Below are 15,117 nucleotides of genomic sequence, written 5' to 3' on the forward strand. Positions count from 1 at the left end.
ATATTATGAGGTTAAACAAGCCATTGCTATACTGTAATATTTAGAAAGTCCGCTATCACTTCTGGAGGGTAATACCACAGGACAAATTGGCCCTTGCAACAGACCTGCCATTTGGGCATTACAGAAAAGTGAAACCCCTTTATAAAATGCATTTCCAGATTCAATATTTGGGAAGATAAGCACATCAGCCTTCCCGTCTATAGGAGAAACTATACCTTTGATATCACCGCTTGCCTGTTCGCAAGAGGTACGTACATCGAGCGGCCCGTCAATTATTACATTACCAAATTCACCAGCTTCCGCAAGCTCAACAATATTCACATAATCCAACGAATGAGGAAACTTGGAACTTACTTTCTCGGTGCAATGAATCAACGAAATGCGAGGCTGTTCAATGCCAAAACTACGGCATGTATGTATTGCATACCAAATCATTTCAATACGTTGCTGGAGTGAAGGACGGGGTATTACTGCTGCATCTGAGAAAAAAAGCAGTTTATGGTAACTAGGAATCTGCATGACCGACAAATGGGTCAGCACCTTTCCTGCAGGGAGCAATCCTTTTTCCTTATCAAGTATGGCACGTAGCAGGTTGTCCGTATTAATGATTCCTTTCATCAGGATATCTGCTCCGCCATCTCTTACAATACGAACAGCCTCAATTGCCGCCTCGTCGGGGTCTTCTATGTGAATGGTTCTAACAAACTCGGGGTATTTCTTTAAAGTCTGATATTTCTCCAGAATCGCTGAGTCACCTATCATCAGGAACTCGGCAATCCCCTCTTCAAGAGCACGTGCTATGGCATACTCAGTATTTGGATCATTGGCGCAAACCACAGCAATTCGTTTGCGTCTCTTTGATGTCATCAAATGAGCTGTTAACTGTTCAAAACTACATATTGGAACCATAAGGATTGTATTTTTAGCAAATATGCGAAAAAAGTTTGAAATCTATTCATCTGGCAAAAAAATAATCAAAAGGGAAGTATAAAATTAACAATACAGGTATAACTGCACTATCAACCTATCAAATTGATAGTTCAAAAAGGACTAAAGAACTAGTAAATCAGTGCTTCTTTATACCTTTTTCAGCAATTATCAACATATTGTTTACCTTATTCAGATTTTAATGTACATTTGCAAAAAATAGATATATATGAGTACGTTTCAATTTCCTCCCATTCTTAAATCGGGAGACAAGGTTACCATCATATCTCCTGCTGGAAAGATAGATAAAAATTTCCTGAATGGAGCAAAAAAAACAATCGAATCGTGGGGGTTAAAAGTTGCTTTTAGTAAACATGCCGCAGGAGAGAACGGACGATTTTCTGGATCAACAAAACAGCGAATAGCCGATCTTCAGTCTGCAATGGACGATGAAGAGACAAAAGCAATTCTTTGCAGTCGTGGAGGTTATGGCGCCATTCACCTCATTGACCAGATCAGTTTTACTAAATTCTTGGAACATCCTAAGTGGTTATTGGGATACAGTGATATTACTCTACTACATGGACTTTTTCAGCAAAAAGGCTTTGCATCAATCCACTCATTAATGGCAAGACATCTGACCGTTGAGCCGTCCGACGATCCATGTTCAATGCATCTTAAAAACATACTCTTTGGGGAATTGCCTGTTTATAAATCGCCCAAACACACACGTAACATCAAAGGAAAAGCAGAAGGAGTCCTTCGAGGAGGAAATCTATCTGTGCTTTACGGAATGAGAGGTACTCCATTTGACATCCCTGCAGAAGGAACGATTTTATTCCTTGAGGACATAGGAGAACGACCATATCATATTGACCGGATGATGCATAACCTGAAGCTTGGAGGGATTCTTGAGAAAATTTCAGGCTTGATAATAGGACAATTCACAGAATATGATGAGGATCCGTCAATGGGTAAAGAGGTATATGAGATGATTGCCGACCTGGTTAAACCTTATGGTTATCCGGTATGCTTTGATTTCCCGGTTGGACATATTGCCAACAACGTACCTTTGATTTGTGGTGGAGAAGTTGAACTGATTGTAGAAGACAACGGTGCAGAGTTGATATTCAAATAATCTGTACTTTCGTATAATTTTGTGAAAACAAGGGTACAAAAAAGAATTATCTACTTAAAGATTTGTACTTTTGAAACATAAACTCAAATAGTCAAAGAATGAAAAAGAACTATTTTCTGCTGATATTGGCAACGCTGCTTTTTGCATGCGCTTCCTGCGGAACTAACAACAAATCTTCCAACCAGAAAGAAGAGATAGTAAAAGCACCCGACTTTGATGCTGATAGTGCATACAATTATGTAAAGGCTCAGGTCGATTTTGGTCCGAGAGTTCCCAATACAAAAGAGCATAAAAACTGCGGAGAATATCTTGCCGGAAAACTGACTTCTTTCGGTGCTAAGGTCACCAATCAGTATGCAGATCTTATAGCTTACGACGGAACACTCCTAAAAGGACGCAATATTATAGGATCATATAATCCCGAAACAAAAAAAAGAGTACTGCTGTTTGCTCATTGGGACACTCGTCCGTGGGCTGACAATGATAAAGATGAATCAAAACATCACACTCCTATTTTAGGAGCCAATGACGCCGCCAGCGGTGTGGGAGTTCTTCTTGAAATTGCCCGTCAAATTAATAAAAAAGCTCCATCAATCGGAGTAGACATCATCTTCTTTGATGCGGAGGATTATGGCACACCGGAGTTCTATAATGGAGAACATAAAGAAGAGAGCTGGTGTCTGGGAACACAATATTGGGCAAACAACCCGCATGTTGAAGGATACAATGCCCGTTTCGGAATACTGCTTGACATGGTTGGTGGAAAAGGAGCCACTTTTTATAAAGAAGGATATTCAAAACAGTTTGCAGAACCAATAGTTAAGAAAGTTTGGAGCAAAGCTTCTTCATTGGGATATAACAGTTATTTTATAAATGAGGATGGAGGACTGGTTACAGACGATCACCTTTTTGTAAATCGTATTGCAAGGATCCCTTGCATTGACATCATTCCGACAGATATGAGCAGTCAGGAGGGCGGATTCGGTGCATTCTGGCATACAACGGATGATAATATGAATATCATAGACCGTTCAACGCTCAAAGCTGTAGGACAAACCGTTTTAGAGGTATTATATAACGAAAAATAATTTTGAAATAAAAATCATATGACCATTAATGAATTACAGGAAGAGGTAATTGAAGAATTCAGCAGTTTCGATGACTGGATGGATAGATATCAGTTACTTATTGATTTAGGAAACGAACAGGAACCTTTGGAAGAACAATATAAGACGGAACAAAACCTGATTCAAGGATGCCAAAGCCGGGTATGGCTTCAGGCAGATCAGATTGACGGGAAACTCATTTTCAAGGCAGAGAGTGATGCTCTTATTGTAAAAGGAATCATTGCTCTTCTAATAAAAGTAGTATCAGATCATACGCCTGATGAAATACTGGAAAGCGAACTTTATTTCATTGACAGAATCGGATTGAGAGAGCATCTTTCACCTACCCGTAGCAACGGCCTTCTGTCAATGGTCAAACAAATGAGAATGTACGCACTGGCATACAAAGCAAAAGGAGGAAATTAAGAAATCCTCCTTTGCTCTACTATAAGTACTATCAACGAAGTAAGGAATAGTATACCTGTCGAGGTAACGGCAATGTACCCCCACTCATATTTCCATGTAAAAAAGGAGACTCCAAAAAGTAGGGCAGTAAGAATAAAAGAGATCGTATCACGCTTTATCCTGCTTTTCTGTCTGAGCCGATCATGAATCTTTTTCTCATCAATCAGTAATCCGCATCCTACGGATCGAACAAGTATCTGCATGTTCCGAGGAGAGATCATAGCTGGATCATATTCTACTTTCATCAACATGTTTGAAGGATTTACTGAAACTTCTGTAACTCCCAACTGGGAATTAATGATCCGCTTAATCCATTGTATCTTTTCTTTATGCCTGATGTTAGTAATCAGAAACACTCCCTTTGTGATTGTATCCATATCTCTGCCATTAAATTAATATCGTTTTCGCAACACTGGCAATACAAACAACAAAGAAAGAGAGAATAAAGTTCATTTTAAGATTCCGCAAACATTGCTCTTTTCAAAGTAAATAAGAGATTAAAACGTGACAGTTTAAGAGACAAATGGCTTGTTTCTAAATATTTCCTCAACTTTACGCTGGTCATCCTGAATCTGAGCCTTCAATGCATCCAGACCATTAAATTTGACCTCCGGACGGATACGTTTTACAAAAGAGACCTTTATTTCTTTTCCATAAATATCCTCATTAAAGTCTAGAATATTTACCTCCAGTGTACGATTAAGTCCATCATCAATGGTCGGTCGATGCCCGATATTCATCATCCCGGCAAAATTCTTCTCTTCAACAGTGACTTGAACTGCATAAACACCGTCGGCTGGAATAATTTTATCCGGATCAGGGTTCAGATTAGCTGTCGGAAAGCCAATGGTTCGTCCTAACTGCTGTCCGGTAACAACCTCTCCTTCCAAATAATAGTTGTATCCCAAAAACTGATTCGCCAAATCCAAGTCTGCTCCCGAAAGAGCCTTACGGATAGCAGAAGAACTGATTTTCAATCCTTCTTGCATGAAAGGCTCTGCCTGAATCACTTCCATTCCTATCTCCTGTCCGCATAGGCAATAATCTTCAAATCCTTCACTTCGTTTATGGCCAAAACGATGATCGTATCCAATAACGAGTGAATCAACTTTGAACTGCTTTTTGAGAACACCGGTCATAAACTCACTTGCTGTAAGTGATGATATCTCGGCGTTAAAATTCAACAGAAAGCAGTAATCTACTCCTGTCTGACTTAATAGATGCACTTTCTCCTCAAAAGTTGAAAGGAGCTCAATACGGTGAGACGGATCAAGAACTTTGCGTGGATGCACAGGAAAAGTGATCAGAGCGGAAGGTAATCCCTTGCGTTTCGCCACTTCTTTTATTTGTTCTATGAGAAAACGGTGTCCTTGATGAACACCATCAAAAAAACCAATGGTAGCAACGCAGGGCTCTATGTTACAATCTTTTGGATCGGAAACAATTCTCATCTTCTCATTATTTAAAAATATGCCCCCAATCCTCGTGTGCTTTGGGGGTATATGTATGAATGCCAAGTGACTGAGCTGTTATGCAATTGGCCTCGGAATCATCAATAAAGAATGTATCTTCCGGTTGGATACCTGTTACTGCCATTACTGTTTCAAAAATCTCTTTCGAAGGTTTTAACTGATGCATTTGATAAGAGAGAAATATCTTCTCAAAGAAATCCTCAACCTGAAGGTTCTTGTATGAAAAAAATCGTTCACACGACATTTCCCAGTGAATAGCATTCGTATTACTTAGCAGGAAAACAGAGTAATGTTCACGAAGTTTCAGCAGCAAGTCAAGTTTATAAGTGGGTACGTTCACCAGAAAACTATTCCAGGCATCATCTATCTGTTTATCACTCATCTCTTTACCAACAGTCTGTCTTAATTCATCATGAAACTGGTCGGTTGTAATTTCGCCCTTTTCGAGTTTCATGAGTAATCCCTGCTGATAATAAGGATTCAGCATTTCTTCGATGCAGTCGGCTCCCATCGCCTTAAACGACTCGATGCAACGGGAGCGATCAAGATCAACCAGTACTCCTCCGAAATCCAGTATCAGGTTTTTAATTTTATGATTCATCTTTTATTGCTTTTCAAGCGTTTGAATAAGCGTAGCAACTCACCAACCCACAACACAACAGAGGTTAAACCGAAAATAGCTGCCCAGGTACTAAGACTAAGAGGCTCCGTACGGAATACCTTACCGCCAAACTGTACAATGAGGAACTGACCTGCAAGGATCAGCACCAATACAAGTTCTATTCCGTATGATTTTCTGATTCCTTTGAACGCAGAATCATTGGTGCCAAATACACGGGCGTTGAAGAGGTTCCAGAATTGCAGCATCACAAACGTAGTAAAGAATACCGTCAGGTTGTGCACACTCATATCACCGATATTTCCGGTATAGTGATAAATCATTCCTAAAAGAAGAACCAGAAAGGCGCCACCTACTCCAAGAATGTTATAACGCATCTGCTTTGAGATAATAAAGTCGGTACCCTTACGTGGCTTTTCTTTCATAACCTCGTCACTAGGCGGAATTGAGGCAAGTGCCAAGGCGGCAAAAGTATCCATAATCAGGTTCACCCAAAGCATCTGTGTAACCGTCAGCGGAAGTTCAGTCCCGATAAATGCACCAAGCAGTACAATAAGCAATGCCACAAAGTTAATGGTCAGCTGGAAAACTATAAAGCGCTGAATATTCTTGTACAGAGAACGCCCCCACATTACTGCGGTACTGATGCTGTTAAATGAATCGTCCATCAGTGTAATATCACTGGCTTCTTTAGCTACAGAGGTTCCTGTACCCATGGAAAGTCCCACCTGAGCGTGATTCAAGGCTGGAGCATCATTTGTTCCGTCACCGGTAACAGCTACCACTGCACCTTTTTGCTGCAGCAACTGAACAAGTCGTTGCTTATCTGTAGGACGAGCTCGCGACATAATCTTCAGGTCCAATACTCTATCCAGCAACTCCTCATCGCTGAGTTCGGCAAAACCGGCACCTGTTATATGGTTCCGTTCGGTATCTTTCTCTGTCCATAGACCAATCTGGCGGGCAATCTCCTTTGCTGTTCCCGGAGTATCACCTGTCACAATCTTCACATCGATTCCTGCCGACTGACATTTGCCTACTGCAGCAGGCACATCCAGACGGATCGGGTCGGATATGGCCACAACTCCCAGGAAGTTTAAGTCATTCCCGGCAGCCAGGTCCACACAATCATTCGGTGTACTTGCATCCACTATTTTATAAGCAAATCCCAGCGTACGCATGGCCATATTCTGATATGCCAGCAATTGCGCTTCAATGGTTGGGCGATATTCTGCCGCAGGCACCACTTTATCACCAAGGATTACCTGTTTACATTTTCCCAATACAATTTCGGGAGCCCCTTTCATGTAAAGTATCTTCTTTCCTTCCAGAAGTGAGGACTGTACCAACGTAGCCATGAACTTCCTTTCGGTAGAGAATGTGAGTTGATCGTACACTTTAGCATCTTCGCGAAGTTCAAGATAATTCACATTCTGAGAATTGAGCCATAAAAGCAATGCAACTTCAGTTGGGTTACCTACCCCTTTAGGTTTATCGTTCTCAGAGCTTTCTTCCAGAAATGCGGTTGAATTTGAACTGATGCCTTCTTTTATCAAGCTGCTGATTTTATCATTAGCTAGCACTCCACTTTCTTTAAGTCCAAAAAACTTGGTTTCGTGCACCTGCATCAGGTTTTGGGTCAGTGTACCTGTCTTATCGGTACAGATTACGGTAACCGCTCCCATCGTTTCGCATGCATGCATCTTGCGCACAAGGTTATTAGTAGAAAGCATACGACGCATATTCAGAGCCAGACTGAGCGTTACACTCATTGGCAATCCTTCCGGAACAGCAACTACAATCAAGGTAACCGCCATCATAAAGTATTTAAGTACTAACTGGAATACCGCCATATAAGATTGCCAGTTATCCAATTCGGTCTTATCAAGCCCGTATGCAAGGAAACCTGCTACAGCCGCAATCAGGAATGAGAAGATTGCTATCAGTGTCCAAAACCAAGATGAACGACGGTTAATTGCTTCAGAGAATTTATGAGGCATCCACATTTTAATGGAAGCAATCATCAATCCCAGGATTGCAGCAATCGAGATGATTTTAGGACCAATCAGTTTAACCTGAGCCGCCCCTTCATATTCCAGCGAACTGGCAAACAATACATCTTTGACAAAGAAAACAAGGAAGGTAGCCAGTGCAACTGAAAAACCGATGGTTCCAACAAACGTTGCCAGTTTGGTTAACTGGATGTTCAGTGGAGTAGGCTCCTCATTCTTTTCGGTGGACTGCTTGGCAACCTTACCAATCTCAGTTGCATCACCTACACGAAGCACCTCCATAATACCGTGCCCATCAACTACAGTTGTACCACGCATCACCATATTAGAAGCGTAAGTTGCCTCTTCATCAAATTGCGATTCATCAGTTGTTTTTTCCACAATAGGTTCTCCGGTCAGGTTAGATTCATTGATCTGCATGGAGATTGCTTCGATCAATTCTCCATCTGCAGGCACTTCCTCACCGGTTTCAAGAATCACAATATCACCCACTACTATATCTTTCCGTGGAATTTCCTGTATTTTCCCGTTTCTTAATACTTTAACGGCAATTTCTTCATTGACTGCATTCAGCAAATCAAACTTCTTGCCGGCATCATATTCAAAATAAAAGCCAATGCCTGTTGCCAGGAAGATTGCGAAAAAGATACCGATGGTTTCTGCATATTCATTTTCAATGATAGCAATCATCAATGAAAACATTGCAGCCACAAGCAGCACACGCACCACAGGGTCTTCAAACTTCTCCAGATAAAGCTTCCAAAGAGAAGTACGCTTGGGGGGCGTCAGTAAGTTTGTTCCATTTTTCTCACGACTTTCATTAACCTGTTGGTCATTGAGTCCAATGTGATAATAATCTTTCTTAGTAGCAGTCATATATATTTAGCTTATTTATTAAGTTTTCTTTCATAATCTCCCGACTGTAGTATCTCTACCGCCTTTTGGATCGTAGGATTTATGTCGTTCATTACTTTATAATATTCACTCATATCCCATAAGTCACGTGCAATCATCGCCTTCAATTGGGTCTTAATCAGCGGTTCAGAGATCTTGAATTGATCCTTCTTCATCTCAATTTTAGCAGCATCTCCGGCAGCAATGAGCTCGTTTATCAAAGCTTCATTCACTTCAAATTTATCTTTATAATCGCTGAATTTCTTGTATTTATTCAGAAGTTCCTTCCGGTGATTTTCCACATATTTAAGCGTTACATTAAGAATCACTCCTTTTGCTACGAGATTACGATGATAGTCTGTGTACAAAGTAGTGTCCACCGGCACAAAGTAGTCCGGCATTATTCCCCCGCCGCCATAAACAACTCGTTCCAGTTTCTTTGTTTTTGATTTTAGAGAATCGGGGAAATGAATACTGTCTGAGTTCATCATCTCACCTTTATTATAACGGTTAATCAAATCCATGTTATATTTCTCAATATTCTCATATGGTTTCTGGATACAGCGTCCGGCAGGAGTATAATAGCGGGCTACCGTCAATCGAATCATAGATCCGTCGGGCAAATCGATAGGCCGTTGTACCAATCCTTTTCCAAAAGAACGGCGTCCCACAATTAGTCCTCTGTCCCAATCCTGTATTGCTCCGGATAGAATTTCACTTGCCGATGCAGAGAACTCATTCACCAACACTACCAATCTTCCATTCTGGAACCGTCCTGTTCCTTTTGCAAAAAACTCACTTCGCGGCGCACGATGTCCTTCCGTATACACAATCAGTTCTTTTTTCCCGAGAAACTCGTTAGCCATATCAATTGCAGCATTCAGGTAACCTCCTCCGTTATCCTGCAGATCAAGAATTAAATCTTTCATTCCCTGGTCTTTCAGTGTTTTCAATGCCTTGATAAACTCATCGGCGGTTGTCGATGCAAAACGGCTGATGCGGATATAGCCTATTTTATTCTTGATGATGTAAGAAGCATCCAAGCTATAAAGGGGAATACGGTCGCGCTTTACAGTAAAGTTCAAAACATCACGCACCCCTCTTCTAAGCACTTTCAGTCTTACAGTTGTACCTTTAGGACCTTTCAATCTACTCATCACATCATCCGTGCTCATTTTTACGCCGGCAATAGCTGTATCATTGACTGCAATAATACGGTCGCCAGCCATAATTCCAACCTTTTCCGACGGACCTCCCGAAACCGGTTGGATAACCAGCAAGGTATCCTCAGCCATATTGAACTGAATCCCTATACCCTCGAAGTTACCCTGTAAAGGTTCATTCAGTTTTTTTACCTCTTCCGGATTGGCGTATGTAGAGTGAGGGTCAAGGGTTGACAGCATCTTGATGATTGCTTCCTCCACTAATTTATCTTCATTTACTTTATCTACGTAGAGGTTATTGATTGCAAACTCAGCCATATGTAATTTACGGGACGCAATGCTTCCGTTATTTTGAGCCTGCGCACCAACAGCCAGCAAGCATGCTAAAGAAACAACTATTTTCTTCATTTAATCTTTTTTTCGGTCAGATCTTCATTCCTTTAGGAATAAAGCAGCTGATATCTTTGTTATATTGTAAAAGTTCTCTAACAATTGTGGAGCTCACACTGGTCAGTTCCGGTTCTGTAAATAACAGAATTGTCTCAATCCCGGCCAACTGTCTGTTGATATCGGCAATCGTTTCTTCGTATTCAAAGTCCTTCACTGTGCGTATTCCACGTACAATAAATTTAGCATCAACAGATGTTGCAAAATCAATCGTCAGCGAACTGTAGGGTTTAATTATTACTCTAGGTTCATCTTTATAAAGATCCTGAATCATCTCCACCCGTTTTTCTATCGGGAAGTAAGTTCTTTTATTCTCATTAATACCAATACCAATCACAACCTCATCCATAAAGGTCAAAGCCCTTTTCACTACCGAGTAGTGACCTATTGTAAAAGGATCGAATGTACCGGGAAATATAGCTCTTCTCATAATTACGCAACGTCTTCTTCAATAACTAAATTATCGATAATAAAATTCTGACGTTCCATGGTATTCTTACCCATGTAAAACTCCAGCAAATCTTTCACCAGGTCGTGCCTTCTTAGCGTAACCTGTTCCAGCCTCATATCCTTTCCGATGAAATTTTTAAACTCATCCGGCGATATCTCACCAAGTCCTTTAAATCGGGTGATTTCCGGATTGGGTGAAAGCTTATTTATAGCGCTAACACGTTCCTCTTCCGAATAACAGTAGATGGTCTCTTTCTTGTTTCGTACACGGAAAAGTGGTGTCTGCAAAATGTAGACATGTCCTTTCTTAATCAGGTCCGGGAAGAACTGCAGGAAGAAAGTAATCATCAGCAAACGGATGTGCATTCCATCCACATCGGCATCGGTAGCCAGAATCACTTTATTGTAGCGCAATCCTTCAATGCCATCTTCTATGTTCAGAGCAGCCTGCAAAAGGTTGAATTCTTCATTTTCGTACACAACCTTTTTAGTTAGACCGAAAGAGTTGAGCGGTTTACCGCGGAGACTGAACACCGCCTGTGTATTCACATCCCTACTCTTGGTAATGGAGCCACTCGCTGAGTCACCCTCAGTAATGAAAATACTTGAATCTTCCTGATTCTTTCCTTTCATGTCATTTAGGTGAGTACGGCAATCGCGTAGTTTCCGGTTATGCAGATTTGCTTTCTTTGCTCTTTCGCGAGCCAGTTTAGTAACACCTGCAATCGCTTTCCGCTCTTTCTCAGAATCTTGAATCTTTTGAAGCAGGATTTCGGATGTTTCGTGATTAATATGCAGATAATTGTCCAGTTCCCGTTTCACAAAATCTCCGATGAACTTTCCTACTGATGGACCGTCGGGTCCTACATCCTTAGAACCCAATTTGGTTTTTGTCTGCGACTCAAACACAGGTTCTTCCACCTTGATGCTGATAGCTCCCACCATACCGGAACGAATATCGGCATAATCAAAGTTTTTGGGGTAATATTCCTTGATTGTTCTCGCCACCGCCTCACGGAAAGCCGCAAGGTGGGTACCTCCTTGAGTGGTATGCTGTCCGTTCACAAAAGAATAGTACTCTTCTCCATATTGGTCGGTATGGGTAAGTACCAGTTCTATATCTTCTCCCTTCAGGTGAATGATGGGATAGAGCGGATCGGTAGTCATGTACTCATTCAACAGGTCGACCAACCCGTTTTTAGAGTTGAATTTTTTTCCGTTGAATATAATAGAAAGGCCCGAATTAAGGAATACATAATTCTTAAGGAGCGGTTCGATGTGCTCATTCTGGTAACGATAATCTTTAAAAATGGTATTATCCGGAACAAATTCTGTCAACGTACCATTATCGTGTTCTGTTTCAGCAATCGGGAAATCCTTTATCAACGTTCCTCTTTCAAATTCCGCACTTTTCTCCTCTCCATCCCGGAAACTTGAAATACGGAAGTAGGAAGAAAGGGCATTGACAGCTTTGATACCAACTCCGTTCAAACCAACAGATTTCTTAAATGCTTTAGAATCGTATTTACCTCCGGTATTCATTTTTGATGAGACATCGATCACTTTCCCCAAAGGAATACCACGGCCGTGGTCACGCACCGTAACCTTGCCATCAATCACCGTCACTTCAATTGTTTTACCAAAACCCATCATGTACTCGTCAATTGAGTTATCCAGCGCCTCTTTCAGCAGCACATAGATACCATCATCCGAGTGTGAGCCATCGCCCAGCTTCCCGATATACATACCAGGGCGGCGACGAATGTGCTCTTTCCAGTCAAGGGTGCGAATATTTTCTTCGGTATATTCCGCGACCTGGAGTTTTTCTTCAAGCATTTCTTCCATAACTAAAAATCTACCAATAGATAATATATTATATTACAAACTAATTCTCTTTATGAACGCGCGACGACGTTTATGTTGTTCCGTTTTAAAATACTCCCACTGAGACTGAACTCTTCCGTTCATCTCCAGTTCCGGATTACTTTCGGCATATTCAAAACCCTCCTTTTGGTAAACAGGAATCAAATCAGAGAACAGCAATGCGTTCACACCTTTGTTCTGATATTCTGGTTTTACGGCAATCAGCAAGAGATCAACGATTTTTCTTTTTCCGAAGTAAAGAGCCTTTGCCAGGTGGTACCATCCAAAAGGCAACATCTTTCCTTTAGCTTTTTGCAGTGCTACAGACAAAGATGGCATTGATATACCCACACCTACCAGTTGTCCTTCCTGATCCACGATCAACGGAACCAGTTTCAGATCTACAATTGGAAGATATTGCTTTACGTACTGGTCAATCTGATGCTGCGATAGGGCTGAATAACCGAACAAAGGCTTGTAAGCCTCATTCATCAGTTCAAAGATTGCCTGTCCGTAATCTTTCGATAGTTTCTTTCCCGAAGTATATTTAATCACTTTCAGGTTGTATTTTCTTTGTATCAGGTCTGATATGCGCTGATGCTTTTCAGGAACCCCGTTTTCAGGAATGTAGATTTTAAACTCTACCCAGTCGGCTTCCTTCTCATATCCCAACTTTTCCATGTGCTCGGGGTAGTAAGGATAGTTATAGATGGTAGCCATTGTGCTTAACTGGTCGAATCCTTCAACGAGCATACCTTCCGCATCGAAGTCGGTAAATCCAAGTGGGCCCTGAATGCTCTCCATCCCATGTTCTTTACCATATTGTTCCACTGCTTTCAGTAATGCTTCCGAAACTTCCAGATCGTCAATAAAATCGATCCATCCGAATCGAACGTCCTTTTTATTCCAGGTAGCATTTGCTTTATGATTGATAATGGCTGCAACCCTTCCCACTAGTTTGTCATCCTTGTATGCCAGAAAATATTCAGCTTCGCAGAATTCGAATGCCGCGTTTTTCTTTTTGTCGAATGTACTAAGCATATCATCGTAGAGGTCGGGAACGGAATATGCATTGCCCTTATATAACTCGTAGTTAAATCGTATAAAATCTTTAAGTTCCTTTTTATTAGATACTTGCTTTATTTTTATTGCCATAGGGTGAATTAAGATATTAAGCTCACAAAGATACTCTTTTTCAAGAAAAAACATAATTATCGCCCGATTAATATCTCTTAAATAGCATCGTTTAGACTGATATTAACGAGGTATATGTTATATTTTATGACATTTAATCAGCACTTTCTGTTCGCTCTTTAATGTTGTTGCAAAAAGGTAAATATCTCCCCCGTCAGAAAGACGAAGCTTCTTTCTTAAGTCGGCCACCGTGGAAGGAAAGTTCCGGATTGTGATATTCGCCTGCTTCACATCTCCCAAATATGTCTTTAACTCCTTTTTATTCAGAGAGAAAACCGATTTACATTCAAAGCACCTGCCGGGGAAATCGGCCTGTTTAATATTGGACGTGTAAAGATGGCTGTTGGGATGAAGTTTCTTCAGATTAAACGAATTTGCAATGCTTTTATAGCCTCCCGCCTTTAGTATTGAAGCGCTCGACTCGTAAAGATATGTTCCTATTTCGTCTGTATAGTCGCACACCTCTGACTCTTGCTCTTTAGAAAAGGTATATCGTTGTACTTCACCATTTTTAAGAACATTGATACAGTGAATTGCCATCTCTTTGTCGGGCGCTCCTTTTTCAAGGATTATCAGTACCTCTTTACATTCGTTGGCAACCGATACCACATGCACCTCTTTGGCATAAGGCAAATCACGCAACGCCAGTGAGAGGTCGAGCATTGGTGAGAGCTTAATCATTACTTGCCTTGCTTTACTTATTAGCAATTCGGAAAGCCGGGCAACATCGGGCTCGCAATCGGCTATTGCTACGACCTTTCCGCCCTTTTCGTCCCTTCTGGCAGGATCGAGAAATATCAGGTCGGCAGGCTCCATCTGTGAAAGGTACCCCACTCCATCTTCGTTCACCACTTTGATATGCGAAAGTCCCATTAGAGGAAAATTGGAAGTGGCTATTTCGCATAGTTCTTGTTGACGTTCCACATAAACCGCCTGCCGGAAGTTTGCCGAAAGGAATGCACAGTCAATCCCGAACCCGCCGGTGAGGTCGACCATCGTATCCCCTTTCACCAAAGATGCCTTGTACTTTGCAGTTGCTTCGGATGAGCACTGCTCCAAAGAGAGATGCCTGGGATAAAGTAGTCCATCTTTGTTTCCCCACGACGGAATTTTCTCCATCGCCATCTTCCGGCCCACTATCTGATTGATAACAAAAGGCATATCCACATCAGGATATTTCTTTGCCTGAAGTGCCAGTTTTGAAGTATCGTCATCCAGATGCTCCCTTATAAATTGAATCGTTGCGTTGGTAACTTCCATCTGCAGGTTATTAAATTAAGAAGATTACAAAGGTATAACAACGTACTCAAATTGCGAATCTCTGGGGAAGATTAATTTCAGGGAGCCATTTTCATTGCTTCATTAAA

Annotated in this window: 12 protein-coding genes and 2 pseudogenes; 3 read left to right on the plus strand and 11 right to left on the minus strand. The window is 41.3% G+C overall.

Annotated features, from left to right (window positions below; genetic code table 11):
- Positions 1-3 precede the first annotated feature (3 nt).
- Positions 4-909, minus strand: a complete 906-nt coding sequence (locus ABWU87_RS11430; protein WP_353330827.1) for a phosphate acyltransferase — start codon at positions 907-909, stop codon at positions 4-6.
- Positions 910-1,156: 247 nt separating this feature from the next.
- On the opposite strand from ABWU87_RS11430, the gene ABWU87_RS11435 reads away from it, so the two are divergent.
- The 3 genes from ABWU87_RS11435 (at position 1,157) to ABWU87_RS11445 (ending at position 3,597) form a co-directional block, all read left to right on the plus strand.
- A complete protein-coding gene (locus ABWU87_RS11435) occupies positions 1,157-2,065 on the plus strand; it encodes a S66 peptidase family protein (RefSeq protein ID WP_353330829.1) in 909 nt (302 codons plus the stop codon).
- A 98-nt stretch (positions 2,066-2,163) separates the two neighbouring features.
- A complete protein-coding gene (locus tag ABWU87_RS11440; RefSeq protein ID WP_353330831.1) occupies positions 2,164-3,153 on the plus strand; it encodes a M20 family metallopeptidase in 990 nt (329 codons plus the stop codon).
- 18 nt (positions 3,154-3,171) lie between these two features.
- Positions 3,172-3,597, plus strand: a complete 426-nt coding sequence (locus tag ABWU87_RS11445) for a SufE family protein (RefSeq protein ID WP_353330833.1) — start codon at positions 3,172-3,174, stop codon at positions 3,595-3,597.
- Here ABWU87_RS11445 and ABWU87_RS11450 read toward each other — a convergent pair.
- From ABWU87_RS11450 to ABWU87_RS11495, 10 genes and pseudogenes are all read right to left on the minus strand, one after another.
- Positions 3,594-4,013: a hypothetical protein gene (locus tag ABWU87_RS11450; RefSeq protein ID WP_353330835.1), complete on the minus strand. Its 420-nt coding sequence runs from the start codon at positions 4,011-4,013 to the stop codon at positions 3,594-3,596. The two genes, ABWU87_RS11445 and ABWU87_RS11450, sit on opposite strands and share 4 nt — an antisense overlap.
- A gap of 135 nt (positions 4,014-4,148) precedes the next feature.
- Complete coding sequence (locus ABWU87_RS11455; protein WP_353330837.1) at positions 4,149-5,087, minus strand: bifunctional riboflavin kinase/FAD synthetase; 939 nt, start codon at positions 5,085-5,087, stop codon at positions 4,149-4,151.
- A 7-nt stretch (positions 5,088-5,094) separates the two neighbouring features.
- The gene (locus ABWU87_RS11460; protein WP_353330839.1) at positions 5,095-5,709 is read right to left on the minus strand and encodes an HAD family hydrolase; all 615 of its coding nucleotides are present in this window, start codon (positions 5,707-5,709) and stop codon (positions 5,095-5,097) included.
- Positions 5,706-7,565, minus strand: a pseudogene (locus ABWU87_RS11465) (calcium-translocating P-type ATPase, PMCA-type); the annotation flags it as partial. The gene ABWU87_RS11460 and the pseudogene ABWU87_RS11465, both read right to left, overlap by 4 nt.
- Positions 7,566-7,832: 267 nt before the next feature.
- Positions 7,833-8,615: pseudogene (locus tag ABWU87_RS11470) on the minus strand (cation-transporting P-type ATPase); the annotation flags it as partial.
- An 11-nt stretch (positions 8,616-8,626) separates the two neighbouring features.
- Positions 8,627-10,204, minus strand: coding sequence for a S41 family peptidase (locus tag ABWU87_RS11475; protein ID WP_353330840.1), 1,578 nt, complete (start codon positions 10,202-10,204; stop codon positions 8,627-8,629).
- A 16-nt stretch (positions 10,205-10,220) separates the two neighbouring features.
- Entirely contained in the window at positions 10,221-10,673 is a 453-nt protein-coding gene (coaD, locus tag ABWU87_RS11480) for a pantetheine-phosphate adenylyltransferase (protein WP_353330842.1), read from the minus strand.
- Positions 10,674-10,675: 2 nt separating this feature from the next.
- Positions 10,676-12,529: a DNA topoisomerase IV subunit B gene (locus ABWU87_RS11485; protein ID WP_353334459.1), complete on the minus strand. Its 1,854-nt coding sequence runs from the start codon at positions 12,527-12,529 to the stop codon at positions 10,676-10,678.
- A gap of 42 nt (positions 12,530-12,571) precedes the next feature.
- Positions 12,572-13,711: an N-acetyltransferase gene (locus tag ABWU87_RS11490; RefSeq protein WP_353330844.1), complete on the minus strand. Its 1,140-nt coding sequence runs from the start codon at positions 13,709-13,711 to the stop codon at positions 12,572-12,574.
- A 117-nt stretch (positions 13,712-13,828) separates the two neighbouring features.
- A complete protein-coding gene (locus tag ABWU87_RS11495; protein ID WP_353330845.1) occupies positions 13,829-15,010 on the minus strand; it encodes a THUMP-like domain-containing protein in 1,182 nt (393 codons plus the stop codon).
- Positions 15,011-15,117 lie beyond the last annotated feature (107 nt).

The sequence above is a fragment of the Bacteroides sedimenti genome (genome assembly GCF_040365225.1).
In the GTDB taxonomy this organism is placed as follows: Bacteria; Bacteroidota; Bacteroidia; order Bacteroidales; family Bacteroidaceae; genus Bacteroides; species Bacteroides sedimenti.

Excerpts from the sequence above, each read along its gene's own strand:
- ABWU87_RS11455 (WP_353330837.1), bottom strand. The coding sequence starts at position 5,087 with ATGAGAATTGTTTCCGATCCAAAAGATTGTAACATAGAGCCCTGCGTT.
- ABWU87_RS11430 (WP_353330827.1), bottom strand. The coding sequence starts at position 909 with ATGGTTCCAATATGTAGTTTTGAACAGTTAACAGCTCATTTGATGACA.
- ABWU87_RS11435 (WP_353330829.1), top strand. The coding sequence starts at position 1,157 with ATGAGTACGTTTCAATTTCCTCCCATTCTTAAATCGGGAGACAAGGTT.
- ABWU87_RS11495 (WP_353330845.1), bottom strand. The coding sequence starts at position 15,010 with ATGGAAGTTACCAACGCAACGATTCAATTTATAAGGGAGCATCTGGAT.
- ABWU87_RS11440 (WP_353330831.1), top strand. The coding sequence starts at position 2,164 with ATGAAAAAGAACTATTTTCTGCTGATATTGGCAACGCTGCTTTTTGCA.
- ABWU87_RS11485 (WP_353334459.1), bottom strand. The coding sequence starts at position 12,529 with ATGCTTGAAGAAAAACTCCAGGTCGCGGAATATACCGAAGAAAATATT.
- coaD (WP_353330842.1), bottom strand. The coding sequence starts at position 10,673 with ATGAGAAGAGCTATATTTCCCGGTACATTCGATCCTTTTACAATAGGT.
- ABWU87_RS11450 (WP_353330835.1), bottom strand. The coding sequence starts at position 4,013 with ATGGATACAATCACAAAGGGAGTGTTTCTGATTACTAACATCAGGCAT.
- ABWU87_RS11490 (WP_353330844.1), bottom strand. The coding sequence starts at position 13,711 with ATGGCAATAAAAATAAAGCAAGTATCTAATAAAAAGGAACTTAAAGAT.
- ABWU87_RS11445 (WP_353330833.1), top strand. The coding sequence starts at position 3,172 with ATGACCATTAATGAATTACAGGAAGAGGTAATTGAAGAATTCAGCAGT.
- ABWU87_RS11475 (WP_353330840.1), bottom strand. The coding sequence starts at position 10,204 with ATGAAGAAAATAGTTGTTTCTTTAGCATGCTTGCTGGCTGTTGGTGCG.
- ABWU87_RS11460 (WP_353330839.1), bottom strand. The coding sequence starts at position 5,709 with ATGAATCATAAAATTAAAAACCTGATACTGGATTTCGGAGGAGTACTG.